The organism is Streptomyces meridianus (assembly GCF_023703325.1).
In the GTDB taxonomy this organism is placed as follows: domain Bacteria; phylum Actinomycetota; class Actinomycetes; order Streptomycetales; family Streptomycetaceae; genus Streptomyces; species Streptomyces meridianus.
The window spans coordinates 151,279-177,286 of the sequence record NZ_JAMQGM010000029.1; the positions used below are offsets into that span (position 1 = coordinate 151,279).

Below are 26,008 nucleotides of genomic sequence, written 5' to 3' on the forward strand. Positions count from 1 at the left end.
GAACGCTTTCACAAAGCTTGGATGTGAAGGGCAACCTGCGGATGTGACCGCAGCCACGTAAGGAGAGATCGACGTGGACCTGGCATTGGCGCCGGAGACTCTGGCGCGCTGGCAGTTCGGTATCACCACCGTCTACCACTACCTCTTCGTCCCCCTGACGATTTCGCTGGCCGCCACCGTCGCCGGCCTGGAAACCGCCTGGGTCCGTACCGGCAGGGCGAAGTACCTGGGCGCCACCAAGTTCTGGGGCAAGCTCTTCCTGATCAACATCGCCATGGGCGTCGTCACCGGCATCGTCCAGGAGTTCCAGTTCGGCATGAACTGGTCCGCGTACTCGCGGTTCGTCGGCGACGTGTTCGGGGCGCCGCTGGCGTTCGAGGCGCTGATCGCCTTCTTCTTCGAGTCCACCTTCATCGGCCTGTGGATCTTCGGCTGGGACAAGCTGCCCAAGGGACTGCACTGCGCCTGCATGTGGATGGTCTCGCTCGGCACCACCCTCTCCGCGTACTTCATCCTGGCCGCGAACTCCTGGATGCAGCACCCCGTCGGCTACCGCATCGACCCGACGAGCGGCCGCGCCGAACTCACCGACTTCCTCGCGGTCCTCACCCAGGAGACCACCCTCGTCGTCGTCTTCCACACGCTCGCTGCGGCGTTCCTCACCGGCGGCGCCTTCGTGGTGGGCATCTCCGCCTACCACCTGCTGCGCAACCGGCACATCCCCGTGATGCGCGCCTCCCTCCGGGTCGGCCTGGTGATCTGCGTCGTCGGCGGACTGCTCACCGCCGTCAGCGGCGACCAGCTCGGCAAGGTGATGTTCCGTCAGCAGCCCATGAAGATGGCCGCGGCCGAGGCGCTGTGGGACAGCGAGGCCCCGGCCCCCTTCTCGGTCTTCGCCTACGGGGACGTCGACAAGGGCCACAACAAGGTCGCCGTCGAGATCCCCGGACTGCTCTCCTTCCTCGCCCACAGCGATCTCAGCTCCGAGGTCCCCGGCATCAACGACATCAACCGCGCCGAGCAGCGCGAACACGGTCCCGGTGACTACCGCCCGAACATCCCCACCGCCTACTGGGGCTTCCGCTGGATGATCGGCTTCGGCATGGCGTCCTTCACCATCGGCCTCGCCCTGCTGTGGCTGACCCGCCGGAAGTTCCTGCTCGCCCCGCACCTGCGCACCGGCGAGGACGAACGGCCCCACCTCGCGCTCACCCGGAGCCGCGCCCTGGGGACGCGGGCGTCCCGCCGGCTCTGGCAGAGCGCCGTGCTGACCCTCGGGTTCCCGCTGGTCGCCAACTCCTGGGGATGGATCTTCACCGAGACCGGCCGCCAGCCCTGGGCGGTCTACGGCGTGCTGCGCACCTCCGACGCGGTCTCCCCCGGCACCTCGCAGGCCGAGGTCGTCACGTCGATGGCCGTCTTCACGCTGCTGTACGCGATCCTCGCCGTCATCGAGGTCCGGCTGCTCGTCACCTATGCCAAGGCCGGCCCGCCCGAGCTGACCGACGCCGATCTCGATCCGCCGGCCGGAGTCGGCGGACACGACGACGCCGACCGGCCCATGGCCTTCTCGTACTGAAGGACGTCAGGAGCACACCATGGAACTCCACGACATCTGGTTCGTGATCATCGCCTTCCTGTGGACCGGGTACTTCTTCCTCGAGGGATTCGACTTCGGGGTGGGGGTGCTCACCGGCCCGCTCGCCCGCGACCGGGCCGAGCGGCGCGTCCTGCTCAACACCATCGGCCCGGTCTGGGACGGCAACGAGGTCTGGCTGATCACCGCTGCCGGGGCGACCTTCGCCGCCTTCCCCGAGTGGTACGCCACGCTCTTCTCCGGCTTCTACCTGCCACTGCTCGCGATCCTGGTGTGCCTGATCGTGCGCGGTGTCGCCTTCGAGTACCGGCACAAGCGCGACGGGGAACGCTGGCAGGGCAACTGGGAACGCGCGATCCTCTGGTCGTCGGTGCTGCCCGCCGTGCTGTGGGGCGTGCTCTTCGCGAACATGGTGCACGGGGTGAAACTCGACGCCGACCACGAGTACACCGGGGGCCTCTTCGATCTGTTCCACCCGTACGCGCTGCTCGGCGGGCTGGTCACCTTCGTCCTCTTCACCTTCCACGGAGCCGTGTTCACCGCGCTGAAGACGGTCGGCGAGATCCGTACCCGGGCCCGGCGGGCAGCGACCGGGCTGGGCGCGGCAACCGTCCTCCTTCTCTCCGGATTCCTGAGCTGGACGCAGGCCGACCGGGGGGACGGCGTGACGGCGGCCGTTGCGGTCGGCGCGGTGGTGGCGCTGTCGGGTGCCCTGGCGGCCAACACACGGGGACGGGAGGGCCGGGCGTTCGCGCTGTCCGGTGTCACGGTCGCTGCGTTCAGCGCCACACTGTTCCTGGTGCTCTTCCCCGACGTCATGCCGTCCTCGCTGAACGACGCCTGGAGCCTGACCACTTCCAACGCCTCGTCGAGCCCGTACACGCTGAGGATCATTTCCTGGCTGGCCGCCGTGGCCACCCCGCTGGTGCTGCTCTACCAGGGGTGGACCTACTGGGTCTTCCGCAAGCGGATCGGCACCCAGCACATCGCGCCCGGGCCCCACGGGCCGGCGGCAGCGGTACCCGGCCGGCACGGGCCGGCCGAAGCCGCCCCCGGGTCCCGTGCACAGGCCGGCCGCTGACCGGCGGAGGGGCTGTTTCACGTGAAACCCGTCGATCCGCGCCTGTGGCGTCATGCCCGGGCCACGCGTGTCTTCCTCGCGGCTGCCGTGGGGCTCGGACTGGCCGGCGCGCTGTTGATCACCGCGCAGGCCGTCCTGATAGCCGACGTGGTGACCGGGGCCTTCCGGGACGGCGCACCGGCCGCAAGCCTCCGGGGCGCCCTGCTGTTGCTCGCGGCAGTGGCGGCGGGCCGCGCTCTCGTCGCCTGGCTGACCGAACTCTCCGCTCACCGGGCGAGTGCCTCCGCCAAGTCCGCCCTGCGGATGCGGCTGCTCGAGCACGCCGTCCGGCTCGGCCCCCTGCGGATCGGCGAACGCCGCGGCGGGGAACTCGCCACCCTGGTCACCCGCGGCATCGACGCCCTGGACGACTACTTCGCGCGCTATCTGCCGCAGCTCGGGCTCGCGGTGGTCGTGCCGGTCGTGGTGCTGGTGCCTGTCGTCGGGGCGGACTGGGTCTCGGCGGCGGTCATCGTGGTGACGCTGCCCCTGATCCCGCTCTTCATGGCGCTCGTCGGCCGGGCCACCCAGGCGCGGATGGACCGTCAGTGGACGGTTCTCTCCCGGCTCTCCGGCCACTTCCTCGACGTGGTGTCGGGACTGGCGACCCTCAAGGTCTTCGGGCGTGCCAAGGCGCAGAACGAGGCGGTCCGCCGGATCACGGGCGACTACCGGCGCGCCACGATGCGGACCCTGCGCATCGCCTTCCTGTCCTCCTTGGTGCTGGAGCTGCTGTCGACACTGTCCGTCGCCCTGGTGGCGGTGGGCATCGGGATGCGGCTCGTGCACGGGGACCTGGATCTGCACACCGCTCTGATCGTGCTTGTCCTGGCCCCGGAGGCCTATCTGCCACTGCGTCAGGTGGGTGCGCAGTACCACGCCGCGGCCGAGGGAATGGCCGCGGCCGAGGAGGTCTTCGCGGTCCTGGAAACCGGCCTCCCGGCGGACGGCACGGCCCCGGCCCCGGACGCCCGCTCGGCAGCGCTGCACGTCGAGGGCCTGGTCGTACGGCACCCCGGACGCTCCGCGCCCGCACTGCCGGAGACGACGTTCACCGTCCGTCCCGGGGAGACCGTCGCCATCAGCGGGCCCAGCGGCTGCGGCAAGTCGACGCTGCTGCGGACCGTGCTCGGTTTCTGCGAGCCCGCACACGGGCGAGTCCGGTTCGGCGCCGCGGAAGTGGCGGCCGCGCCCGCCGGCCGGTCGCCGGCCGCCGGCTCCGGCAGTCCCGGCTCCGCCACGGAACCGGAGGGGTGCGGGCCGGCGCAGCGTGTGTCGCGGGAGAGCCTGCACCGGCAGATCGCCTGGGTCCCGCAGCAACCGCACCTGTTCGCCGGAACCATCGCCGACAACGTCCGCGCGGCGCGACCGGGAGCGGACGACGGGCACGTCGCCCGAGCCCTGCGGGACGCGGGCGCCGGCGAGTTCGTCCGGGAACTCCCGGACGGCAGCGCCACTGTGCTCGGCGAGGACGGGCACGGCCTGTCCGCCGGGCAGCGCCGGCGCATCGCGCTCGCCCGGGCGTTCCTCGCCGATCGTCCCCTGCTGCTGCTCGACGAGCCGACGGCGGGACTCGACGGCGGCACCGAGGCCGAGGTCGTCGAGGCGGTGCGCCGCCTGGCCCGAGGCCGGACAGTCCTCCTGGTCGCGCACCGGCCGGCACTGCTCGCCGTGGCGGACCGGGTGGTCCGCATCGCCCCGGACACCGCAGCACCCGATGCGCGGCCGGCGGCCGCGGGAACCGCCCCGGCAGCCGGCGAACCGGGCCCGGCGTACGCACCCGATGCGCCCGGTTCGTCCGGGCCCGCGGACGGGCCCGGACCGGACGCCCGTCGATCGCCGTCCCCCGCCACCCCTCCCGGACGGACGGTCCCGGCGCTGCGCCGGGTGCGTCGTGGGGCCCGGAGCCGACGCGGCAGGTTCCTCACGGCTCTCCTCCTCGGCGCCCTCGCGACGGGCAGTGCGGTGGGGCTGGCGGCGGTCTCCGGCTGGCTGATCTCCCGCGCCTCGCAGCAGCCCCCGGTGCTGTACCTGATGGTGGCGGTCACCGCCACCAGGGCCTTCGGCATCGGCCGAGCGGCCTTCCGGTACGCGGAGCGCCTCGTGTCGCACGACGCGGTCTTCCGGATGCTCGCCGACCTCAGGGCGGCCGTCCACCGCCGGCTGGAACGTCTCGCCCCCGCCGGTCTCGGCCGGACGCGGCGTGGTGACCTGCTGTCCCGGCTCGTCGCCGATGTCGACTCGCTCCAGGACTACTTCCTGCGCGGGCTCCTGCCGGCCGGCACCGCCGTGCTGGTGTCCGCAGCCGCCGCGGGGTTCACCTCCTGGCTGCTGCCCGAGGCGGGCGCCCTGCTGGCGGCCGGGCTGCTCGCCGCCGGGGCCGGCGTCCCGCTGCTCACCGGCGCGCTCGCCCGGCGCACCCAGCGGCAGCTCGCGCCCGCCCGGGGCGAACTGGCCGCGCGCGTGCTCGATCTGCTGGCCGGGGCGGCCGAGCTGACCGTCGCCGGTGCGCTCGGCCGTCGCCTCGACGGGATCCGAAGCGCCGACCGGCGGCTGACGGGGATCGCTGCCCGGTCGTCCGCCGCTGCCGGAGCGGGCGCCGGACTCACCGCCCTGATCTGCGGGCTCACCGTCACGGGCACGGCCTGGGCCGGGGCCCGGGCCGTGGCGGACGGGCGGCTGCCCGGGGTGGCGCTCGCCGTCGTCGTCCTCCTCCCGCTCGCCGCCTTCGAAGCCGTCGCCGGGCTTCCCGCGGCCGCCACCCACCGGCAGCGTGCCCGGCGTGCCGCCGAGCGCATCCACGAGATCGTCGACGCCCCCGATCCCGTACGGGAACCCGCCTCACCGGCGCCCGTCCCGGAGAACCCCTTCCCGTTCGTGCTGCGCGATCTGACCACCCGTCATCCCGGCAGTCCCCGGCCGGCCCTCCACGGCCTCGACCTGGAGATCAACCGTGGCCGGCGGATCGCCGTAGTGGGCCCCTCGGGGTCGGGCAAGACCACGCTCGCCCACGTTCTGCTGCGGTTCCTGGACCCGGAGTCCGGCACATACACCCTGGCCGGGCGGGACGCCACCGCATGCGACGGGGACGACGTACGGCGGTCCGTCGGTCTCTGCGCCCAGGACGCGCACGTCTTCGACAGCTCACTGCGGGAGAACCTGCGCCTGGCCCGTCCCGGCGCGAGCGATGCACGGCTGCGCGAGGCGCTGGCCGGCGCCCGACTGCTGGACTGGGTGGACGGCCTGCCCCGCGGACTGGACACCCTCGTCGGCGAGCACGGCGCCCGGCTGTCGGGCGGACAGCGGCAACGCCTGGCGCTGGCCCGCGCGCTGCTCGCCGGTTTTCCGGTGCTGCTGCTGGACGAACCGGCCGAGCACCTGGACGTGCCGACCGCGGACGCCCTCACCGCCGACCTGCTCGACGCCACCGAGGGCCGCACCACCGTTCTGATCACCCACCGGCTCGCCGGCCTGGAGGCCGTGGACGAGGTCGTCGTCCTGGACCGGGGACGGGTGGTGCAGCGGGGGACGTACGACCTGCTGGCCGTGGTGCCCGGCCCGTTCCGCAGCATGCTGGAGCTGGAGCTGGAGCGGAGCGCCGAGACCGCCCGAGCCTGAAATTCCTGACTTTCCGTGGCGAAGCGGACTGAATAGGCTCGATGCATGTCGGCGACAGCGGAGTCCCCACGGGCCTCCTCCCCCGCCCCTGCCCGGACCGGCCGCCACCCGCCCGGAACCGGCGACATGGCCCGGAGCCTCGAGGAACTGCCCGAGGAGCTCGCCGTCCACCTCCCCCGGCTGCTGGAGGCCATGGTCTCGGTCGGCTCGGGGCTGCAGCTCCACAACACCCTGGACCGCATCGTCGAGACGGCCGCCGGGCTCACGGGCGCGCGGTACGCCGTCATCGGTGTCATCAACGACCGCGGGGACGCCCTCGCCGACCTGGTCAGTCACGGTCTGTCGGAGGCGGAGCGGGACCGGATCGCGGCGCTGCCCGACAGCGAGACCGGCATCCTCAAGGTGCTCGTCACGGATCCGGCGCCGCTCATGCTGGCCGATCTCGGCGCCGACGCCCGCCGTTCCACCGATTTCCCCCCGCGCAGCGCGCTGCTGGGCGACTTCCTCGGCGTTCCGGTCCGGGTCGGGGAGGAACTGTTCGGCAGCCTCTACCTGGCGGAGAAGCAGGACGGCGGGGAGTTCAGCGTCTTCGACCTGCACATGATGAACGTGCTGGCGACGGAGGCCGGCATCCAGATCGGCAACGCCCGGCTCTACGAGGAGGCCCGGCAGCGGGGCCGCTGGATCGACGGTGCGGCGGCCCTCACCACCGCTCTGCTCTCCGGGGCCGGCGGCGACGCCCGCGCGGACGACGCCCTCGCGGTCGTCGCCGAACAGGGACGCCGGCTGGCCGAGGCGGTCGCGGGCATCGTGCTGCTCCCGGCCGAGCAGGGCGGCCTGGAGGTCGTGCAGGTCTCCTCCGGTATGCCCGAGGCGCTGGAGGGGCTGGGGTCGGTCGTGGCGCCCTCCGGCCCGGTGTACGGACGACTGCTGGAGGGCAGGCCGGTCTTCGTGGACGACGCGGCCACCGATCCGCGCATGGTCGCCCCGCTGGCCGCGCCGTACGGGCCGAGCATGATGCTGCCGCTGCAGAGCGACGGCCGGGTGCTGGGCACCCTGGTGTTGCCGAGGCTGCGGGGCGCCCGCGGCTTCACGGAGACGGAACGCACGCTCGCCGTGCAGTTCGCGGCCCAGGCCGCTCTGGCGCTGCTCCTGGCGGAGGCGCAGCGCGACCGGGAGCGCCTGGCGGTCTACGAGGACCGCGACCGCATCGCCCGTGACCTGCACGATCTCGTCATCCAGCGGCTCTTCGCCACCGGGATGATGCTCGAGGGGGCGCAGCGGAAGGCGATCATCCCGGAGGTGCGGGACGGGATCTCCCGGGCCGTGGACGAGATGGACGTGACGATCCAGGAGATCCGGACCGCGATCTTCGCGTTGCAACAGGGGCCGGCGGAAGCGCCCTCGGGGCTGCGCACCCGGGTCGAGCGGGAGGTCAACGCGGTGTCGGTGCTGCTGGGGTTCCGGCCGTCAGTCCGGTTCACCGGCCCGGTGGACCATCTGGTGGGTGAGCAGACCGCCAGGCACCTTCTCGCGGCCCTGCGTGAGGCGCTGTCCAACGCCTTCCGCCACGCCGGTGCGAGCCGGGTCGAGGTGGTGGTGGACGCCACCGTGAAGCTGCCGGACGGGACCGACGGCGTGCGCCTGACCGTGGCCGACGACGGCGTCGGCCTCCAGGCGACCGGACGGCGGAGCGGACTGCGGAACCTGGAGGTCCGGGCCGAGTCGCTGGGCGGCTCCAGCCGGCACGGGCCGGGCATCGGCGAGAACGGCAAGGGCACCCGAGTGACCTGGGAGGCACCGCTGCGCGGCCGCGACCGGCAGGACCGGTGACCGGGGCGCAGCCCGTCGGGGCCGGTGACCGTTCAGGGACGGACCGGCGCGTCAGACCTGTTCGGCGAGGATCCGCTCGATCATCGCGGCCACGCCGTCCTCGTTGTTCGCGTGCGTGATGCCCGAGGTCGCGGCGAGCACGTCGGGATGGGCGTTGGCCATCGCGTACGAGCGCCCCGCCCAGGTCAGCATCTCCAGATCGTTGGGCATGTCGCCGAACGCCATGACCTCGGCGGGGGCGATGCCGCGCTCGGCGCAGCAGCGGGCGAGGGTGGCGGCCTTGCTGACCCCGAGGCCGCTGATCTCCAGCAGGGCGGTGGGACTGGAGCGGGTGAAGGAGGCGTGCATGCCGGCGGACGCGCACCCCAGGCTGAGGAAGGCGTCCGGTGGGAGCTGCGGGTGGTGGGCCAGCAGTTTGAGGATCTGCTGGCCGGCACGCTCGGCGTGCTCGGCGAGGAGTTCCTCGGCGGGGGCGATGGTCGCCGCGGGATCGAGGTGGAAGGGCGGGTAACCGGGTTCGTAGTGGATGCCGCCGGTGAACTCGACGGCGAAGGTCGTCGCCGGTTCGGCGGCGCGCAGCGCCTTCACCACGGCATGGGCGTTCTCCCGTTCCAGCGCACGGACCTCGACGATCCGGCCGCCGCTGTGCAGGTCGACGACTGCTGCGCCGTTGGCGCAGATGGCCAGGCCGTGGCCGTGGACGTGGTCGCTGACGACGTCCATCCAGCGGGCGGGCCGGCCTGTGACGAAGAAGACCTCGATGCCGGCCCGCTCGGCGGCGGCGAGGGCGTCGACGGTGCGTTCGGAGACGGTCTTGTCGTCGCGCAGCAGTGTGCCGTCGAGGTCGGTCGCGATCAGCCGCACCGGCCGCGGCACGGCGGGCGGTGCCACCGTCTGCGCGGTCCCGTCGGGTGCGGTGTCGGTCTGCGGTCCGGGCCGTCCGAAAGCTGGAGTCACCACTTCATCTTCGCTCATCCGGTGGCACGTACGTGCGATTGCCGTCGAAAAACGCCGGTGACCAGCGTGGTTCGTGCGCCGGATGAGGTGGCTGGGCCGCGTGGGGCCAAAGGCGCGGGTGTCGACGGACACCGGGCCGGTACCGCCCCACGGGCCGATCTCCGCAGGCCCGCCGGGCCCCACCCCGCAGGCTCGGCGCATGGCGACCTCTGCGCGACTGAGCACCGTGATCCTACCCATATCCCGCTGGAACGACGGGGAACGTGAGGTGTGGCAGCGGGCGGAGGAACTCGGCTTCCACACGGCGTACACCTACGACCACCTCTCGTGGCGGACCTTCCGCGACGGCCCGTGGTTCGACGCGCTGCCGACGCTGACCGCGGCGGCGTCCGCGACCTCGCGGATGCGGCTGGGGACCCTCGTCACGTCGGTCAAGCCTCGTTCGCTCATCGCGCGCTGAACTGCGGAAACAGGGGAGGAGTGCACGAAGGGCAGACGTGGATGAGGTCGTTAGATCGGCTCGACGGCGATGCGAGGAAGGCACAGGCGGCGCAGGTCGTCCGTGTCGCTCGTAATGACGGTGACGTCGCCGTGCTCCGTATGAGTCGTGGCGGCAAGCATCGCATCGATGGCGTACTTGTGACCGTGCAGGCTTTCCGCGGCGAGCAGTCTGCTCGCCGCACGTGCGATCTCCTCCGTGACGGGGCGCACCTTGGCCAGGGAAACGGCATGGTCGAACGCCGCCTGCGGCACGTTCGGGTCGCGTGCCTCCACCAGCGTGGCAGCGCTCGTCACGACGAGCAGGTCCAGTCTGCGGGCGACGTCCAGCCATACGGTCATGTCACGGTGGCGACGGGAGAGCTTGGAGAGGGCCTCGCTGTCGAGAACGAGAGTCCCGCTCATGCGGCGTCCGCCGGAGCGGACTCACCGCGGTGGGCGGCGTGGTGGGCGCGGATGCGCTCGGCCTTGTCCGACACCTCGGCAGGGTCGACAGGACCGTGTTCCGCTTCAGCGGCGGCGATGTACTCGTCGATGGCCTCGCGCTGGAGTTGCCGCTGTACGGCCTCCTCGATGTAAGAGGAGACGCCTTGTTTGCCGGCGCGTGCGCGGATCGCCTCCAGGGTCTCGGCGCGCAGGGAGACGCTGGTGACTCGAGTCTTGCCGGGGCGGGGTGTGTCCATAGCAAGAGTGTAGTACATGTCCTATTAATTCGCTGGCGCTCCTCGGTGACTACCGGCGGCCGGCGGCAAGCCTGCTGAGGCGGTCGCCGATGCGGTCAAGTCCTTCCGTCCGGCGACGAACCGGTCCACCACCGTCGAGCCGTCCGGCAGGCGGTACCGCAGGATGAAGTGGTCGGTGATCCGGATCGCCTCACCCTCGTCCAACTGCCGTGCAGGCCCGGCGGCCTCCAGCAGGAGGGGCGTCAACCACCGGTCGGAGCGGGCGCTCTGAGCGAAGGCGACCAGCTCGCCCTTCAGCTCGGCGCTGCGCTCGATGAGTGAACGACGCCGCGCACCGTCACCTCGACACCGAGAACCACGGTGGTGAAGGGCACATCGAGATGCTCCTCGAGCATGGTGAACAGACCGGTCCGCTGCTCGTCCTCGCCATAGGCGTCCACCGTTGCCTCTTCGATCATGGCCTCAAGCCCCGGTCCTACCCAGCGTGCCCATGACGCCACGGTAGCGGCCCCCACCGCGACGCCGGCGTGGCTTCCCGGACCGGCTCCATCGGGGCATCCGTGGCGGTGGGAAGCCCGCGTATCGTCGGGGACATGCGACTGAGCACCGTGATCCTCCCCATATACCGCTGGAACGACGGGGGACGTGAGGTGTGGCAGCGGGCGGAGGAACTCGGCTTCCACACGGCGTACACCTACGACCACCTCTCGTGGCGGACCTTCCGCGACGGCCCGTGGTTCGGCGCGCTGCCGACGCTGACCGCGGCGGCGTCCGCGACCTCGCGGATGCGGCTGGGGACCCTGGTCACGTCCCCGAACTTCCGGCACCCGGTGACCCTCGCCAAGGAGCTGATCTCGCTCGACGACATCAGCGGCGGCCGGGTGGCGCTCGGGATCGGTGCCGGGGGTGTCGGGTTCGACGCGAGCGCCCTCGGGCAGGAGCCGTGGACGCCCAAGGAGCGTGCGGACCGCTTCGGAGAGTTCGTGCCGCTGCTCGACCGTCTGCTCAGCGAGGACGTGGTGAGCCACGACGGGCGGTTCTACTCGGCGACCGAGGTGCGCAACATCCCCGGCTGCGTTCAGCGGCCCCGGCTCCCGTTCGCCGTCGCCGCGACCGGCCCGCGCGGGATGCGGCTCGCAGCACGGCACGGGCAGGCCTGGGTGACCACGGGCGACCCCAAGCTGTTCGAGTCGGGCACGCCGGAGCAGTCGCTGGCGGCCGTCCGCGGGCAGATCGGGAGACTCGGTGACGCGTGCGCCGAGCACGGCCGCGACCCCGGCGAACTGGGCAGGACCCTGCTCACCGGCTTCACGCCGGACCGGCCGCTGGCATCCCTGGACGCCTTCGTGGACTTCGCGGGCGCGCACGCCGAGCTGGGCATCGACGAGATCGTCGTCCACTGGCCGATCGCCGACTCCTTCTTCGCAGCCGACGAGAAGGTCTTCGAGCGGATCGCGACGGAGGGTCCGGCGCAGCTCGCCCGCGGCTGAACGGTCCGTGCGGACCGGTCCGCACGGACCGCCGTCCGAACAACGCAGACCGCCGCGGCATGACCAAAAGGAACAAAGGGGAAGAATTGTAGAAGGAGGAGTCAGGAGGTCGCACCATGGCCCGGACCCGGTACGCCCCGGACCGCGGACTCACCGCCCGCATGGTCACCACGATGTTCTTCATCGGGCTGCTCTACGTCGTCCTCGTCGGTGTGCTGCTCGCGTTCCTGCGCGGATCGTGGGGAATCATCCTGCTCGTCGCCGGCGGCCTGTTCATCGCACAGTTCTGGTTCAGCGACCGCATCGCCGCCTACGGCATGGGCGCCCGCGAGGTCACCCCCGAACAGGCCCCCGAGCTGCACGGCGCCGTGGACCGGCTGTGTGCGCTCGCCGACATGCCCAAGCCGCGGGTCGCCGTCGCGAACAGCGACGTCCCCAACGCCTTCGCCACCGGCCGGAACCGGAACAGTGCCCTGGTCTGTGCCACCACCGGCCTGCTGCGCAGACTGGAACCGGAGGAGCTGGAGGGCGTCCTGGCACACGAGCTGTCCCACGTCGCCCACCGCGACGTCGTCGTCATGACGATCGCGTCGTTCCTCGGTGTGATGGCCGGAATCCTGGCCCGGGTCGCTCTCTGGAGCGGCCTCGGCCGGGACAGCCGCGACCCCGCCACCGCCATCGCCGTCCTGGTGATCCCGCTGGTCAGTGCGGTGGTGTACGTCATCAGCTTCCTGCTGACCCGTCTGCTGTCGCGATACCGCGAGCTGTCCGCGGACCGCGCGGCCGCCCTGCTCACCGGGCGTCCCTCGGCCCTGGCCTCCGCCCTCACCAAGGTGACCGGCCAGATGGCCCGGATCCCGACCCGTGACCTGCGCAAGGCCGAGCCCTACAACGCCTTCTGGTTCGCGCCCGCCTTCTCCTCGAAGGACAGCCTGGGCCGGCTGTTCTCGTCGCACCCGACCCTCGAGCAGCGCCTGGACCAGCTCGCGAGGATCTCGGCGCAGCTCAGCCGCTGACCGCCGCCCCGCCCCGCCTCCCGCCAGCCGCCGACCCGCGAAGGGAGCCGTGCCCATGGGCCTCCTCGACGCCATCCTGGGCCGCAGCAAGCCCGTCCGTCCCGATCTCGACCAGCTCTTCGGGCTGCCCTCAGCCGCCGTCGCGCTCCAGGCCGGTCCGGGTTTCACCGCCACCGGGGAGGGATCGGTGTGTTTCGCCGGCGTCGAGGGTGGTGCGTTCGACCGCATCCGGCGGGAGGTGCGGGACCTGCTCGACGCGGACACCGGCCGCGGTGGCGTACCGGTGGAGTTCAGCCGGGACGCCTACGGCTACACGTGGCTGCTCTCCCGTCAGGACCCCGACGACACCCCCGCCCTGGTCAACGACCTGCACGCCGTCAACACCGTGCTGCAGGACGCCGGTTTCGGCCCGCACCTGCTCTGCTCACTGGTCGGGTTCCGGGACGAGCGGGACCGCGTGCTGGCCCTGGTCTACCTCTACAAGCGGGGCACGTTCTACCCGTTCGCACCCGTTCCCGGCGGACACGAGAAGCGGGACAACGCGCTGGAGATCCAGGTCAGCGGGCTGCTCGCGGACGATCTGCGGATGGAGTCCGACCTGAGCCGCTGGTTCCCGGTGTGGGGCGCCCCGGGGCTCTGACGCACACGGGTTGCTCCCCGCCCGCCGACCCCGGGGTCCCGCGGCCCCGCCCAGGGTTCTCCCGCACCCCGTGCAGGGGCGGTGACGGACGGACCCTACGGGCAGCTCCACCCGAAGACGTATGCCGATACCACCGTCAGGGCTGACGTGCCCGGCCGATCGTGCCACTACGGTCGGCTGCGTGACTGTGATCGTGACCGAAGGTCTCAGCAAGCGGTTCCCGCTGGGAACCGACCGTGCGCAGCGCGGCGGGGTGACCGCGCTCGACCGGCTCACCGTCGACATCGCCCCCGGGGTGACGGGCCTCATCGGCTCGAACGGCGCCGGCAAGTCCACCCTGATCAAGATCCTGCTCGGGCTGTCCCCCGCGTCCGAGGGCCGGGCCTGCGTACTCGGGATGGACGTCGCGACCGCCGGCGGTCCGATCCGGGAACGGGTCGGCTACATGCCCGAGCACGACTGCCTGCCACCCGACGTCTCGGCCACCGAGTTCGTCGTCCACATGGCCCGCATGTCCGGTCTGCCACCCACCGCCGCCCGGGAGCGCACCGCCGACACCCTGCGCCACGTCGGTCTGTACGAGGAGCGCTACCGGCCCATCGGCGGTTACTCGACCGGCATGAGACAGCGCGTCAAACTCGCCCAGGCGCTGGTGCACGACCCCCGACTGGTGCTCCTCGACGAACCGACCAACGGACTCGATCCGGCGGGGCGCGACGAGATGCTCGGTCTGATCCGCCGCATCCACCGGGAATTCGGCATCTCCGTGCTCGTCACTTCGCACCTGCTGGGCGAACTGGAGCGCACCTGCGACCACGTGGTCGTCATCGACGGCGGGCGGCTGCTGCGCTCCAGCGCGACCAGCGACTTCACCCGCACCACCACGACCGTCGCCGTCGAGGTCACCGACACCGACCGCCACCCGGACGGGACGACGGCCCTGCGCACTGCGCTCACCGCAGCGGGCGTCGGCCTCCGCACGGACGGGGCCGAGCCCGGCACGTCCCACCTGCTGCTGATCGACGTCGCCGACGACAGCACCTACGACACCGTCCGGGACACCGTCGCCGGGCTGGGCCTCGGCCTGGTGCGGATGGAACAGCGCCGGCACCGGATCGCCGAGGTCTTCCACCCCCGGGAGGCGGAAGCGGAGGCGGGCCTCCAGGCGAAGCCGCAGGACGCCGGCCTCCGCACCGGCCTCCCCGCAGACCCCCAGGACGAGCGACCGCAGAAGGGAGGCGGCCGTGATGCCGTCTGAGACCCCCCTCGCGCCGGGGGACCGCCGGGCCGGCGACCCGGCGAAGATCCACGACATCGGCTACCGGTCGTACGACGGCGACCGGCTCGGCCGCCGCCATGCCCGCCGGTCGCTGTTCGCGCACAGCCTGCGGGGCGCGTACGGGCTGGGCCGGTCCGCGAAGTCCAAGGTGCTGCCCATGCTGCTCTTCGGAGTGATGTGCCTGCCGGCCGGGATCATGGTGGCGATCGCGGTGGTCACGAAGGCCGGGGAACTCCCCGTGGAGTACCCGCGCTACGCCCTTCACCTGCAGGGTGTCATCAGCCTGTTCCTCGCCGCCCAGGCCCCGCAGGCCGTCTCACGTGATCTGCGCTTCCGGACCGTCCCGCTCTACTTCTCCCGCCCCATCGAGCGCGCGGACTACGTCTCGGCGAAGTTCGCTGCCCTGTCGGCGGCGCTGTTCGTGCTCACCGCGGCGCCGGTCGTCGTCCTGTACGCGGGGGCGCTGCTCGCCGAACTCGATGTCGCCGACCAGAGCGCGGGGTTCGGGCAGGGCCTGGTGTCCGCCGCCCTGCTGTCGCTGCTGTTCGCGGGAATCGGGCTGGTGATCGCCGCCCTCACCCCGCGCCGCGGCTTCGGAGTGGCGGCCGTCATCGCCGTGCTCACCGTCTCCTTCGGGGCGGTGTCCGCGGTCCAGGCCATCGCGTTCGAACAGGACAACGGGGGCCTGGTGACCTGGCTGGGGCTGTTCTCACCGGTCACCCTGATCGACGGTGTGCAGACGGCCTTCCTCGGCGCTTCGACCTCGTTCCCGGGCGGGAAGGGGCCGGACACCGCCGCCGGCTGCGTCTACCTGCTCGTCGTCCTCGCCCTGATCGCGGGCTCTTACGCCGCGCTGATGCGCCGCTACCGGAAGGCCGGGCTGTGACCGCACTGATCCTCGACCGCGTCTCGCGCTGGTTCGGCAACGTCGTCGCCGTCAACGACGTCACCATGACGATCGGGCCGGGCGTCACCGGCCTGCTCGGCCCGAACGGCGCCGGCAAGTCCACCCTGATCAACCTGATGAGCGGCTTCCTGGCCCCGTCCTCCGGCTCCGTCACCCTCGACGGGACGCCGGTCCGCGGCAACGAGGGGACGTACCGGCACATCGGGCTCGTCCCCGAGCGGGAGGCGATGTACGACTTCCTCACCGGCCGGGAGTTCGTCGTCGCCTGCTCCGAGCTGCACGGGCTCACCGACCCCGCCGCCGCGGCCCGCCGGGCGCTCGGCACGGTCGGGATGGAGTTCGCGCAGGACCGCAGGATCTCCACGTACAGCAAGGGGATGCGGCAGCGCGTCAAGATGGCCGCCGCTCTGGTCCACGACCCGTCCGCGCTCCTGCTCGACGAGCCGTTCAACGGCATGGACCCGCGCCAGCGCATGGAACTCATGGACGTGCTGCGGCGGATGGGCGAGGAGGGCCGCACCGTCCTGTTCTCCTCCCACATCCTGGAGGAGGTCGAGCAACTGGCCGGGCACATCGAGGTCGTGGTGGCGGGCCGGCACGCCGCGTCCGGCGACTTCCGGCGGATCCGGCGGCTGATGACCGACCGCCCGCACCGGTATCTGATCCGGTCCGGGGACGACCGGGCCCTCGCCGCCGCGCTCATCGCCGACCCGTCGACGGCCGGGATCGAGGTCGACACGGCGGAGGGCGTGCTCCGCGTCCAGGCCGTGGACTTCCCCCGGTTCACCGAACTGCTGCCGCGGGTGGCCCGCGAGCACGGCATCCGGCTCCGCACGGTCTCGCCCTCCGACGAGTCCCTGGAGAGCGTCTTCTCGTACCTCGTATCGGCCTGAAGGAGCGCGGCACCGATGTACAACACCACCGTCGCCCGGCTCACGCTCCGGGCGCTCCTCGGCCGGCGCAGGGCGCTGATCCTCTTCGCCCTGCCCGGTCTGCTGCTGCTCGTCTCCGCCGTGGTGCGGGGTCTTGTCGGCGCGGACGACACGATCGCGGCCGACGTGCTCGGCGGCTTCGCGCTCGCCACGATGGTTCCGCTGATCGGTGTGATCGCCGGAACGGGAGCCATCGGGCCGGAGATCGACGACGGCTCGATCGTGCACCTGCTGTCGAAGCCGGTGAAGCGGCCGGTGATCGTGTTCACCAAGCTCGTCGTGGCCCTCGGCGTCACGGTGCTCTTCGCCGCGGTCCCCACGCTCGTCGCGGGATTCGTCCTCAACGGCAACAGCGGTCGGATCGCCGTCGCCTGCGCGGCGGGTGCCGCCGTGGCGTCGGTGGCCTACAGCGCGCTGTTCCTGCTGCTGGGCACGGTCACCCGGCACGCGGTGGTGATCGGCCTGGTGTACGCCCTGGTGTGGGAGTCCCTCATCGGCTCCCTGGTGCCGGGTGCGCGGACGCTCAGCATCCAGCAGTGGGGACTGTCGCTGGCGCAGCGGATCGGCGGGGGAGACCTGCTGACCTCGGAGGTGCGGATCGTTCCGGCGGTGGTGCTGCTCTGCGTCGTCACCGCGGCTGCGACCTGGTTCGCCGGCCTGCGGTTGGGCTCCCTCACCCTGGCGGACGAGGGGTAGCCGTCCGGGCGGGGACCCGGCAGCCGGGTGGGAGCTCCCGGCTGCCGGAGGTTGTCCACAGGTCGGGAACCTGTGGACAACGGAAAGGGTCAGGGTGCCCCTTTCAAGGAGCGGTTCAGCGTCCGCGACCCCGGCGTCGCCCCTGCCGGGCGACCTCCGCGCGCAACGCGCGGAGACCGGCATCCAGCCCGGCCATCCGCTCGCTGATGCCGCACACGATGCGCTCGGTGTTGTCGAGGCGCCGGTCCAGGAACAGCAGACGGCTGTCCATGGCCGTCAGCCGCTGTTCCATCCGCTCCACCCGGGCCGAGGTACGGGCGATCACGGGGGCCAACTCCCGCAGCACGGACCCGACCTCGCCGAGGCACTCCTCGAGGCTGCGGAGCCGGGTGCCGGCGGATTCGGCGGGCGGAGCCTGGGCACTCCGCCGGTCGCGGGACGCCTCCTCGACGTCGAGGAGGTACGTGCGGACCCGGCGTGCCACGTCGCTGTCGCGCAGCAGCATCGCGACGTTGAGCACGGCGCGACGGGTGAAGAGCGTCAGGTGGGCGCGGCCCTGTGGATAACTCTCTCTTGAAAGGTCCACGTTGGACCTTTCAAAGAACCGCAGCTCAGAGCCTCGCACGTCCGTGCGCCGCGCCGTCCAGCAGGCGCTCCAGGACGACCGCGATGCCGTCCTCGTCGTTGGAGGCGGTGACCTCGTCGGCGACGGCCTTGAGGTCGTCGTGCGCGTTGGCCATGGCCACACCGCGCGCGGCCCACCCGAACATGGGCAGGTCGTTGGGCATGTCGCCGAAGGCGATCGTCCGTGCAGCCGGAACTCCCAGCCGGCGGGCGGCGAGTGACAGCCCGGTCGCCTTGCTCAGGCCCAGCGGCAGCATCTCGACGATGGTCTCGCCGGCCATCGTCACGCCCACCAGGTCGCCCGCGACCCGCTGGGCGGCCGCGGTGAGCTCGTCGTCCCCGAGTTCCGGGTGCTGGAGGTAGAGCTTCCCGAGCGGAGCCTGCCAGATCGCGTCGCGGCCGGGAACTGCCGTCGGGGGAATGCGACCGGCGAAGGTGTAGCCGGGCTCGCACAGGATCTCGCCGTCCAGGCCGTCGACGGCGGCGCCGAGCGCCACCCGGCCGACCTCGGCCTCGAGTTTGGCCACCGCGAGCTGTGCCACCTGCCGGTCGAGGGTGACGGAGGTCAGCAACCGGTGCTCACCGGCGTGGTAGACCTGCGCGCCCTGTCCGCAGACCGCCAGCCCCTGGTAGCCGAGGGCGTCCAGGACGTGCCGGGTCCGGGACGCCGGACGACCGGTGACGACGAGGTGGGCGGCGCCCGCCGCGGTGGCCGCGGCGAGCGCGTCACGGGACCGCTGCGAGACGGTGTCGTCGCTGCGCAGCAGTGTCCCGTCGAGGTCCGTGGCGATCAGGCCGAAGGGCAGGGCGGGCCCGGTCACTTCGCGACCGGCTCGAGCAGCTCGCGCCCGCCGAGGTAGGGGCGCAGCATCTCGGGCACCCGCACCGAGCCGTCCGCCTGCTGGTGGTTCTCCAGCAGGGCGACGATGGTCCGGGGCACGGCGCACAGGGTGCCGTTGAGGGTGGCGAGCGGGCGGATGTGCTTGCCGTCCCGCATCCGCACCGACAGCCGGCGGGCCTGGAACTCGTTGCAGTTGGAGGCCGAGGTGAGTTCGCGGTACTTGCCCTGGGCCGGGATCCACGCCTCGCAGTCGAACTTGCGCGAGGCGGACGCGCCCAGGTCGCCCGTCGCCACGTCGATCACGTGGAAGGGCAGTTCCAGGCCGGTGAGCCACTGCTTCTCCCAGTCGAGCAGGCGTTGGTGCTCCGCCTCGGCGTCCTCCGGCGTGACGTAGGAGAACATCTCGACCTTGTCGAACTGGTGGACGCGGAAGATGCCCCGGGTGTCCTTGCCGTAGGTGCCGGCCTCGCGCCGGAAGCACGGGGAGAACCCGGCGTAGCGCAGCGGCAGCCGGTCGGCCTCGACGATCTCGTCCATGTGGTAGGCAGCGAGCGGCACCTCGGAGGTTCCGACGAGGTAGTAGTCGTCCTTCTCGAGGTGGTAGACGTTCTCCGAGGCCTGGCCGAGGAAGCCGGTGCCCTCCATGGCGCGCGGCTTGACCAGCGCGGGAGTGAGCATGGGGGTGAAGCCCGCGGCGGTGGCCTGCGCGATCGCCGCGTTGACCAGGGCGAGTTCCAGCAGCGCGCCGACGCCGGTCAGGTAGTAGAAGCGGGAGCCGGACACCTTGGCGCCGCGTTCGACGTCGATCGCGCCGAGCAGCTGGCCGAGCTCCAGGTGGTCCTTGGGCTCGAAGCCCTCTGCGGCGAAGTCGCGCGGGCTGCCGACGGTCTCCAGGACGGTGAAGTCCTCCTCGCCGCCCACCGGGACGGCGGGGTGCACGAGGTTCCCGAGCTGCAGCGCGAGCCGCTGGGTCTCCTCGGCGGCCTCGTCCTGGTCGGCATCGGCTGCCTTGACCGCGGCGGAGAGTTCGCCGGCCTTGCGCAGCAGTTCGGCCTTCTCGTCGCCGGAAGCCTTGGGGATCAGCTTGCCGAGCGTCTTCTGCTCGGCGCGGAGCTCGTCGAAGCGGGAACCGGACGACCTGCGCCGCTCGTCGGCGGAGAGCAGGGCGTCGACGAGGCCGACGTCCTCTCCACGGGCGCGCTGGGAGGCGCGGACACGGTCGGGGTCCTCACGGAGCAGGCGAAGGTCAATCACCCCACCAGGTTACCGGGAGGAGGAGGTGCGGCGCGGACCCGTTATTGCGCTTGGTCAATTTGACTGTTTTGCGGTAATTCGTGGAGGTGGAGTCTCATGTCCCGCCGCTCCGGCGTTTTCAGCGGAAGGGGGTCCGATGTCCGGACGGGTGGACGGGAATCCCCGACTCCCTTGTGCAGGAACCCAGTTGAGCGGCTCGTTGTCCACAGACCTCTGAAGTCGGCGACTGGTTTTCCACAGGCTGTGCGCAAGATCTGTGGAAGTCGGAAGAGATCGTTCCGCCGGCTTTTCGCTGGGCCATGAATTCCCTCGCGAAACCCCTCCCACACACTCTTTCGGGTGGGAATGTGGCGTCCCAAAGGGGTGATCGATGGCATTGCGATGACGAAGAGCCATCAGGGAGCTTAAGCGTCATCTGTGAGACATGAGGCCGTTTGTCAAGTTTGTCGCTTTTGCGTGTCGACTTGTCCCCAGTCGTGAGGCACGCTCTGTGGATAACTTTCCTCCCCTGTGGACAACGTAGATCCGGGCAGGTCGCAGCCCTGCACAGCGGGCGTCCTCGGCTGCTCTCGGCGGCCCGCACCGGCGTCCGCCGCGGCGGGGGATCAGCCCCGCCCGTCCAGGCAGCGCGCAAGCCAGTCCGCCGCGGCCGTGAACTCCTGGTCCGACGTCCCGGGACGCAGCGCCGGCATCTCCTGCTCCTCCACTCCGGCCCGGGGGTAGGAGCCGAGGAACCGCACCTTCGGGCAGATCCGCTTCAGCCCCATCAGCGCCTCGCTGACCCGCAGATCGGTGATGTGCCCCTCGCAGTCCACGGAGAAGCAGTACCGGCCGATGCCCTCGCCCGTCGGCCGCGATTCGATGCGCATCAGGTTGACGCCCCGCGCCGAGTACTCCTGCAGCAGCTCCAGCAGAGCCCCCGGGTGGTCGTCCCCCAGCCAGATCACGACGGACGTCCGGTCCGCCCCCGTCCGGGCCGCCGGCCGGGCGGGCCTGCCCACCAGGACGAAACGGGTCTCCGCGTTCTGCGCGTCGTGGATGTCGGTGACCAGGGGCTCCAGCCCGTACCGAACCGCCGCGAACTCGCCCGCGAACGCCGCGTCGTACCGGCCCTCCTGCACCAGCCGGGCCCCGTCCGCGTTCGAGGCCGCCGACTCCCACTGGGCATCGGGCAGGTTCCGGGCCAGCCACTTGCGTACCTGGGGCTGGGCGACCGGGTGCCCCGTCACCGTCTTGACGTCCGCCAGCTGAACGCCCGGCCGGGCCAGGAGGGCGAAGGCGATCGGCAGCAGGACCTCGCGGTAGATCATCAGCGGCGTACCGGTGGCGAGCTCGTCGAGCGTGGCAGTGACGCCGCCCTCGACGGAATTCTCGATCGGCACGAGCGCACCGCCGGCCTCCCCCGAGCGCACGGCGTCCAGCGCCGCGGGCACCGACAGCATCGGCACCAGTTCCCGGGTGGCCGCCTCCGGCAGGGTCCGCAGTGCTGCCTCGGTGAACGTGCCCTCGGGCCCGAGATACGTGTAACGGCTGGCCGACATGGTGCGTGGCTCCTTCTCGCGACGGCACGGCGGGGCTTCGGCCCGTGGCCGGGCTCCGTCTCCCGTCACCCTACCGACGGAGGGTGGACAGTTCCCCGGCGTCCGGCCGGCGGACGCCCCACCCTGCCGGTGCTTCGATTGTCCGTCTGCGCCGTCCGTACGTTTGCACGGGTCCGCAGTGCGCGGCCCCGGTCAGCTCTCCAACAGGCGCTGACCCACGTACTCGCCCGGCGCCGCGCCCCCCGGCACCGCGAACAGCGCGCTCGCCTCGTGCCGGATGAACCGGGACAGCGCGTCGCCGCGGTCCAGCTTGCGCTGGACCGGCACGAACCCGGTGAGCGGATCGGACTGCCAGCAGACGAACAGCAGGCCGGCATCCGGAGCGCCGTCCTCGCGCAGCCCGTCGTGGAACGAGAACGGACGGCGCAGCATCGCCGCGCCGCCGTTGGTCTCGGGCGCGGAGACCCGGGCGTGCGCGTTCGCCGGAACGAGGAGACGCCCCGCGGCGTCCCTGCGGTCGAGGTCCACCGGCGTCGTCTCGTGTCCGCCGGACAGCGGAGCACCGTCCTGCTTCCGCCGCCCGATGACCTTCTCCTGCTCGGGCGCGGGCAGTTCGTCCCAGTCGTCCAACAGCATCCGGATGCGCCGCACCACCGCGTACGAGCCGTGCGCCATCCACGCCGGATCGCCGCCCGGGGGGACGAAGATCCGCCGGTCGAAGTCCTTCTCGCCCGGCTTCGGATTGTTGGTGCCGTCCACCTGGCCCATCAGGTTGCGGGTCGTCATCGGCCGGGCCGTGGCCCCCGGCGTGCGGTTGAAGCCGTTCATCTGCCAGCGCACCCGGGCCGAGTCCCCGGTCTGCTTCTGCAGTGCGCGCAGCGCGTCGAAGGCGACCAGGGGGTCGTCCGCGCCGATCTGCAGCCAGAGGTCGCCGTTGCTGCGGCCGGCGTCGAGGGCGTCGGAGGAGAAGTCGGGCAGCGGATCCAGGGCCGTGGGCCGCCGGTCCGCCAGGCCGGTCCGGTCGAAGAACGTACGGCCGAAGCCGAACGTCACGGTCAGCGACGCGGGACCGGCGTCGCGCGCGGCGTCCGTCGTCCCGTCCGCGGAGCGGCCCGCCGCGAGCCGCTCGGCCGTCCGGGACCAGCGGCGCAGCAGCGCCGCCGCCCCCGTGCGGCCGGTGCCGGGCGCAAGATCGAAGGCGACGAGATGGCCGCGCGCCTGCATCGGGGTGGTGATCCCCGCCTGGTGCCGGCCGTGGAAGGCCACCGCGGTGGAGCCGACGGTGGCCAGCGCCGTGACGTCGTCCTGGGCGACCGCGGCGCCCATGAAACCGCCGCCGGCCCCGGCCGCGAGACCCGCGGCTCCCGCCGCGCCCGCGGTACCGAGCAGTCGTCGTCTGGAGAGATGCTGTTCCGTCATCAGCCGATCTTCACGTTCTCGGTCCTGGTCACCTGGTCGATGTCGGAGGTCCGCACGGTGACGTCCATCCGCCACGTGCCGGACGTCGGCAGCTGCACGTCCGTCGCGGTCCAGTGCCCGGCCTCGAACCGCGTCGGGCGGACCCGCAGCGGCCCGATGCCCTTCGACTCCAGTGTGAAGGAGACCCGGATCTCGGCCGCGTCCAGGGGCCGCCCGCCCGGCCCGGTCGTCCGGATGTGCAGCGTGTTGGCACCCGCGGTCGCAGGTTCGATGTCGATCCCGGCGGTGCCCTTGCCGCCGGGTCCGCCGGTGTCGAAGGCGACGGTCGCCGAGACCGGCTGCTCGACCGGAGCCGCTGCCGCTCCGGCGCGCGCCGCCTCCTCGGTGCGCGCCGGCTCCGTGCCCGTGAGCAGTGTGGTCACCGCCAACAGGACCGCGGCGACGGCCACTTCGGCGAGCACGGAGCGTCGCAGCCCGGACCGGGCCGGGTCGGCGTCGCGCTCCCGCCGCTCCCGGGCGTGTGCGACGGCCGCCCGCTGCCGGGCCAGTTGGGCCGCGCGCTCCGGATCGGCGGGGACCGTCACCGGCTCCTCGGCGGGAACCGGGTCCGGAGCCGCATCGCCCCGCTTCGCCGCCGCGCTGCCGGTGGTGTCGTCCGCCTCGCCGAGCAGCGCCGTCCAGCGACGTGAGCACCAGGCCGCCCCGAGCAGCACCAGGACCGAGCCGATCTTGAGCATGAGCAGCCGGCCGTAGGCGGTGGTGACGAGGGCGTCCCACGAGCCGACCTGACGCCAGGACTGGTAGGCGCCGGTGAGGACCAGCACCACAACGCTGCCGAACGCGAGCCGCGAGAACCGCCGCACCGCCGTCCGGTCCACCGCGGGCCCCCGGCGCAGTGCGGCGAGGAGCGTCGCGAGTCCGCCCAGCCAGACCGCGACGGCCAGCAGATGGACGACGTCGACGGGCATGGCCACCCCCGTCTGCAGACCGGCCGACGCGTGCTCGGCCAGGGCCCAGGTCGACGCCAGACCCACCGCGACCACCGAGCCGCCGATGCCGAGCCCGAAGGCCAGGTCCCGGACCTCGCCGTCCGCGGACGGGTCGTCGTCCGCCGTGGCGGTCCGGCGGGCGTAGGCACCGAACAGCACGGCGACGAACAGCCCGGCGACCGCGAGCAGCAGCAGCCGGGAGGCGAGGGCGGTGCCCGTCCGGGTCTCCAGTACGGCCGGCAGCGCGCCCGGCTCGAGGACGTCCCGGAGCCGGCCCGAGTCCGTGTACGGGTGGCGCAGCAGGAGCAGCGCGATCGTGCCCGTGGCCAGGGCCGACCACCCGGCCAGGACCACGCGCTGCACGGCGCGTACCGACGCCGCGCGCGGCCGGCACGCCAGGACGAACACGCTGCCGCCGACGAGCAGGACGAATCCGCCGTACGAGAGGTACCGGGCGATCCCGTAGAGCATGCCGACGGGCCCGCCCCCGGCCTCCTGCCCGGGCACCTGCGCCGAGGTCTTCGACGGCGCGCCGACGGAGAAGGTGAACGCGCCTCCGACGGGGTGGCCGTCGGCCGAGACCGCCTTCCAGACCACCGTGAAGGTGCCGTCGGGGAGCCCGGGGTGCAGGGGTGCAGCGACGCGGACCGTGCTGCCCCGGCCCAGGTCACGCACCTTTCCGGTGTCCACGCGCTTGCCCTGCGGGTCCAGGACGCGGACGGCGCCGTCCGACATCGCGACCTTTTCGGAGAAGGTCAGCGTGACCTGCTCCGGCGCGCTGCCGAGCACCGCCCCCTGCCGCGGGTCGCTCGCGGTCAGCGCCGCGTGCGCCGAAGCAGGAGCGGCGCCGGCCAGCAGCGCACCGGTCAGCGCACCGAGCAGCGCGGCGGCGGCGAGCAGGACGCGTGCCGCCCCCGGGGCGGTGAGGCGGCGTTCGGGTGGGGGCACTGCGCGGGGCACGACGTCAGTCCCTCATTTCCGCGGCTGGTAGTTGGTGGCCTCGACGGGCACCTTCAGCTTCACCGGACCGCTCCTGGCGAAGTGAAGCACCAGCGTCACGGTCTCACCCCGCACGGGCCGGTGGTCGAGGTCCATCAGCATGAGGTGGTTGCCGCCCCGTTCGAGCCGGAGTTCGCCGCCGGCGGGGACCGGCAGGGAGCCGACGGGCTTCATGGTGGCGCCGGCCGCCCGGTGCATGCGGACGTCGTCGGAGATGTCGCTGGTGACCGAGGTGAGCCGGTCCGCGGCGTCACCGGTGTTGCGCACGGTCACATAACCACTGGCCATGTCGGCCATCGGCGGCTGCGGTACGTAGGCGCCGCGCGGCTCCAGATCCGGGCCGTCCGACGCGCACCCGGCCAGGGTGGCGCAGCCGATCAGTACGAGTCCGGCGAGGGCGCGGCGGTTCACGGCGTGGCCCCCTTGACGATCTTCGGGAGGTCCTCGGCGTAGTCGCCCGCGGTGGCGTCCTCGCCGTACAGCACGTGTGCCTTGTCGTCCTTCGGGGAGAACGCGAGGACCTGGGCGCCGTGGGTGGAAACGATCTCCCCGCCCTTGCCCTTCTCGGGCGGCGAGATGCCGATGCCGACGCTGCGCGCGGCGGCCTGGATGTCCTTGAAGTCACCGGTGAGCCCGACGAAGGACGGGTCGCCGGCGCCGCGCAGCCACGAGCCGAGACGCTTCGGGGTGTCCCGTTCGGGGTCGGAGGTGACGAACACGACCTGGAGCTTCTCGCGCTCCGCGGGGCTGAGCTTCTTGCGCGCGATGGCGATGTTGCTGACCGTCAGCGGACAGACGTCCGGGCAGTTGGTGTAGCCGAAGTAGAGGAGGGTCGGGCGGCCTTTGGTGCGCTCGGCGAAGTCGTACTTCTTGCCGTGCGTGTCGGTCAGGACCAGTTCGGGCTTCTCGAAGGGCCGGTCGAGGACGGTGGCGGCCTTCTCGCTGCCCGCGGTGCCGGAGACGACGGGCTGCTTGCCGTCGTCCCCGCCACCGCAGGCGGAGAGGGCCAGCGCCGCCGCCGCGACGAGCGCGGCGGCGGACAGGCGGTTGGTGCGCATGGGAAGGGGATTCCTCG

23 protein-coding genes and 1 pseudogene are annotated in these 26,008 nt (G+C 72.2%); 12 read left to right on the forward strand and 12 right to left on the reverse strand.

Annotated features, from left to right (window positions below; translation table 11 throughout):
• Nucleotides 1–73: 73 nt before the first annotated feature.
• From M1E25_RS14435 to M1E25_RS14450, 4 genes are all read left to right on the forward strand, one after another.
• Nucleotides 74–1,579: a cytochrome ubiquinol oxidase subunit I gene (locus M1E25_RS14435; protein ID WP_251415243.1), complete on the forward strand. Its 1,506-nt coding sequence runs from the start codon at nt 74–76 to the stop codon at nt 1,577–1,579.
• A gap of 19 nt (nt 1,580–1,598) precedes the next feature.
• Complete coding sequence (gene cydB / locus M1E25_RS14440) at nt 1,599–2,678, forward strand: cytochrome d ubiquinol oxidase subunit II (RefSeq protein ID WP_251415245.1); 1,080 nt, start codon at nt 1,599–1,601, stop codon at nt 2,676–2,678.
• 21 nt (nt 2,679–2,699) lie between these two features.
• Nucleotides 2,700–6,335: a thiol reductant ABC exporter subunit CydD gene (cydD, locus tag M1E25_RS14445; protein ID WP_251415247.1), complete on the forward strand. Its 3,636-nt coding sequence runs from the start codon at nt 2,700–2,702 to the stop codon at nt 6,333–6,335.
• A gap of 126 nt (nt 6,336–6,461) precedes the next feature.
• On the forward strand, nt 6,462–8,168 hold the full coding sequence (locus M1E25_RS14450; RefSeq protein WP_251415377.1) for a sensor histidine kinase: 1,707 nt from the start codon (nt 6,462–6,464) through the stop codon (nt 8,166–8,168).
• 51 nt (nt 8,169–8,219) lie between these two features.
• Here M1E25_RS14450 and M1E25_RS14455 read toward each other — a convergent pair whose 3' ends face one another.
• Nucleotides 8,220–9,143 carry an HAD family hydrolase gene (locus M1E25_RS14455; protein WP_251415248.1) on the reverse strand — a complete coding sequence of 308 codons (924 nt, stop codon included), beginning with the start codon at nt 9,141–9,143 and terminating at the stop codon, nt 8,220–8,222.
• A 181-nt stretch (nt 9,144–9,324) separates the two neighbouring features.
• Between M1E25_RS14455 and M1E25_RS14460 the strand changes: the two are divergent.
• Nucleotides 9,325–9,555: pseudogene (locus M1E25_RS14460) on the forward strand (LLM class flavin-dependent oxidoreductase); the annotation flags it as partial.
• A gap of 80 nt (nt 9,556–9,635) precedes the next feature.
• Here M1E25_RS14460 and M1E25_RS14465 read toward each other — a convergent pair.
• From M1E25_RS14465 to M1E25_RS14475, 3 genes are all read right to left on the reverse strand, one after another.
• Complete coding sequence (locus tag M1E25_RS14465; RefSeq protein WP_251415250.1) at nt 9,636–10,028, reverse strand: DNA-binding protein; 393 nt, start codon at nt 10,026–10,028, stop codon at nt 9,636–9,638.
• Nucleotides 10,025–10,306: a hypothetical protein gene (locus tag M1E25_RS14470; protein ID WP_251415252.1), complete on the reverse strand. Its 282-nt coding sequence runs from the start codon at nt 10,304–10,306 to the stop codon at nt 10,025–10,027. The genes M1E25_RS14465 and M1E25_RS14470 overlap by 4 nt, the downstream gene beginning before the upstream one ends.
• 293 nt (nt 10,307–10,599) lie before the next feature.
• Nucleotides 10,600–10,764 carry a calcium-binding protein gene (locus M1E25_RS14475; protein ID WP_251415254.1) on the reverse strand — a complete coding sequence of 55 codons (165 nt, stop codon included), beginning with the start codon at nt 10,762–10,764 and terminating at the stop codon, nt 10,600–10,602.
• Between the two features lie 135 nt (nt 10,765–10,899).
• On the opposite strand from M1E25_RS14475, the gene M1E25_RS14480 reads away from it, so the two are divergent.
• The 7 genes from M1E25_RS14480 (at nt 10,900) to M1E25_RS14510 (ending at nt 17,266) form a co-directional block, all read left to right on the forward strand.
• Complete coding sequence (locus tag M1E25_RS14480; RefSeq protein ID WP_251415257.1) at nt 10,900–11,796, forward strand: LLM class flavin-dependent oxidoreductase; 897 nt, start codon at nt 10,900–10,902, stop codon at nt 11,794–11,796.
• A gap of 116 nt (nt 11,797–11,912) precedes the next feature.
• Complete coding sequence (gene htpX, locus M1E25_RS14485; RefSeq protein WP_251415260.1) at nt 11,913–12,812, forward strand: zinc metalloprotease HtpX; 900 nt, start codon at nt 11,913–11,915, stop codon at nt 12,810–12,812.
• Between the two features lie 55 nt (nt 12,813–12,867).
• Nucleotides 12,868–13,452: a PspA-associated protein PspAB gene (pspAB, locus tag M1E25_RS14490; RefSeq protein ID WP_251415262.1), complete on the forward strand. Its 585-nt coding sequence runs from the start codon at nt 12,868–12,870 to the stop codon at nt 13,450–13,452.
• A 121-nt stretch (nt 13,453–13,573) separates the two neighbouring features.
• On the forward strand, nt 13,574–14,710 hold the full coding sequence (locus tag M1E25_RS14495) for an ABC transporter ATP-binding protein (RefSeq protein WP_251415264.1): 1,137 nt from the start codon (nt 13,574–13,576) through the stop codon (nt 14,708–14,710).
• Nucleotides 14,700–15,617 (forward strand): ABC transporter permease, encoded by a 918-nt coding sequence (locus tag M1E25_RS14500; protein ID WP_251415266.1) that lies wholly within the window; start codon nt 14,700–14,702, stop codon nt 15,615–15,617. The genes M1E25_RS14495 and M1E25_RS14500 overlap by 11 nt, the downstream gene beginning before the upstream one ends.
• A complete protein-coding gene (locus M1E25_RS14505) occupies nt 15,614–16,531 on the forward strand; it encodes an ABC transporter ATP-binding protein (protein WP_251415268.1) in 918 nt (305 codons plus the stop codon). Before M1E25_RS14500 ends, M1E25_RS14505 begins: the two co-directional genes overlap by 4 nt.
• Before the next feature lie 15 nt (nt 16,532–16,546).
• Nucleotides 16,547–17,266 carry an ABC transporter permease subunit gene (locus M1E25_RS14510; RefSeq protein ID WP_251415270.1) on the forward strand — a complete coding sequence of 240 codons (720 nt, stop codon included), beginning with the start codon at nt 16,547–16,549 and terminating at the stop codon, nt 17,264–17,266.
• 115 nt (nt 17,267–17,381) lie between these two features.
• Here the strand turns inward: M1E25_RS14510 and M1E25_RS14515 are convergent, their stop codons facing one another.
• The 8 genes from M1E25_RS14515 to M1E25_RS14550 form a co-directional block, all read right to left on the reverse strand.
• On the reverse strand, nt 17,382–17,852 hold the full coding sequence (locus M1E25_RS14515) for a hypothetical protein (RefSeq protein ID WP_251415272.1): 471 nt from the start codon (nt 17,850–17,852) through the stop codon (nt 17,382–17,384).
• Nucleotides 17,853–17,877: 25 nt separating this feature from the next.
• A complete protein-coding gene (locus M1E25_RS14520) occupies nt 17,878–18,711 on the reverse strand; it encodes an HAD family hydrolase (protein ID WP_251415274.1) in 834 nt (277 codons plus the stop codon).
• Nucleotides 18,708–19,985 (reverse strand): serine--tRNA ligase, encoded by a 1,278-nt coding sequence (gene serS / locus M1E25_RS14525; protein ID WP_251415278.1) that lies wholly within the window; start codon nt 19,983–19,985, stop codon nt 18,708–18,710. Before serS ends, M1E25_RS14520 begins: the two co-directional genes overlap by 4 nt.
• Before the next feature lie 605 nt (nt 19,986–20,590).
• A complete protein-coding gene (pheA, locus tag M1E25_RS14530; protein ID WP_251415281.1) occupies nt 20,591–21,526 on the reverse strand; it encodes a prephenate dehydratase in 936 nt (311 codons plus the stop codon).
• A 192-nt stretch (nt 21,527–21,718) separates the two neighbouring features.
• Complete coding sequence (gene efeB / locus M1E25_RS14535; RefSeq protein ID WP_251415283.1) at nt 21,719–22,945, reverse strand: iron uptake transporter deferrochelatase/peroxidase subunit; 1,227 nt, start codon at nt 22,943–22,945, stop codon at nt 21,719–21,721.
• Nucleotides 22,945–24,894 (reverse strand): copper resistance CopC/CopD family protein, encoded by a 1,950-nt coding sequence (locus tag M1E25_RS14540; RefSeq protein ID WP_251415285.1) that lies wholly within the window; start codon nt 24,892–24,894, stop codon nt 22,945–22,947. The genes efeB and M1E25_RS14540 overlap by 1 nt, the downstream gene beginning before the upstream one ends.
• Before the next feature lie 12 nt (nt 24,895–24,906).
• Nucleotides 24,907–25,344, reverse strand: a complete 438-nt coding sequence (locus M1E25_RS14545; protein ID WP_251415287.1) for a copper chaperone PCu(A)C — start codon at nt 25,342–25,344, stop codon at nt 24,907–24,909.
• Complete coding sequence (locus tag M1E25_RS14550; protein WP_251415289.1) at nt 25,341–25,991, reverse strand: SCO family protein; 651 nt, start codon at nt 25,989–25,991, stop codon at nt 25,341–25,343. The genes M1E25_RS14545 and M1E25_RS14550 overlap by 4 nt, the downstream gene beginning before the upstream one ends.
• Nucleotides 25,992–26,008: the final 17 nt, after the last annotated feature.

What these genes read in the sequence shown, in the direction of transcription:
- cydB (WP_251415245.1), top strand. Translation starts at nt 1,599, where the DNA reads ATGGAACTCCACGACATCTGGTTCGTGATCATCGCCTTCCTGTGGACC.
- M1E25_RS14450 (WP_251415377.1), top strand. Translation starts at nt 6,462, where the DNA reads ATGGCCCGGAGCCTCGAGGAACTGCCCGAGGAGCTCGCCGTCCACCTC.
- M1E25_RS14455 (WP_251415248.1), bottom strand. Translation starts at nt 9,143, where the DNA reads ATGAGCGAAGATGAAGTGGTGACTCCAGCTTTCGGACGGCCCGGACCG.
- M1E25_RS14465 (WP_251415250.1), bottom strand. Translation starts at nt 10,028, where the DNA reads ATGAGCGGGACTCTCGTTCTCGACAGCGAGGCCCTCTCCAAGCTCTCC.
- M1E25_RS14470 (WP_251415252.1), bottom strand. Translation starts at nt 10,306, where the DNA reads ATGGACACACCCCGCCCCGGCAAGACTCGAGTCACCAGCGTCTCCCTG.
- M1E25_RS14475 (WP_251415254.1), bottom strand. Translation starts at nt 10,764, where the DNA reads ATGATCGAAGAGGCAACGGTGGACGCCTATGGCGAGGACGAGCAGCGG.
- M1E25_RS14480 (WP_251415257.1), top strand. Translation starts at nt 10,900, where the DNA reads ATGCGACTGAGCACCGTGATCCTCCCCATATACCGCTGGAACGACGGG.
- htpX (WP_251415260.1), top strand. Translation starts at nt 11,913, where the DNA reads ATGGCCCGGACCCGGTACGCCCCGGACCGCGGACTCACCGCCCGCATG.
- pspAB (WP_251415262.1), top strand. Translation starts at nt 12,868, where the DNA reads ATGGGCCTCCTCGACGCCATCCTGGGCCGCAGCAAGCCCGTCCGTCCC.
- M1E25_RS14495 (WP_251415264.1), top strand. Translation starts at nt 13,574, where the DNA reads ATGCCGATACCACCGTCAGGGCTGACGTGCCCGGCCGATCGTGCCACT.
- M1E25_RS14500 (WP_251415266.1), top strand. Translation starts at nt 14,700, where the DNA reads ATGCCGTCTGAGACCCCCCTCGCGCCGGGGGACCGCCGGGCCGGCGAC.
- M1E25_RS14510 (WP_251415270.1), top strand. Translation starts at nt 16,547, where the DNA reads ATGTACAACACCACCGTCGCCCGGCTCACGCTCCGGGCGCTCCTCGGC.
- pheA (WP_251415281.1), bottom strand. Translation starts at nt 21,526, where the DNA reads ATGTCGGCCAGCCGTTACACGTATCTCGGGCCCGAGGGCACGTTCACC.
- efeB (WP_251415283.1), bottom strand. Translation starts at nt 22,945, where the DNA reads ATGACGGAACAGCATCTCTCCAGACGACGACTGCTCGGTACCGCGGGC.
- M1E25_RS14550 (WP_251415289.1), bottom strand. Translation starts at nt 25,991, where the DNA reads ATGCGCACCAACCGCCTGTCCGCCGCCGCGCTCGTCGCGGCGGCGGCG.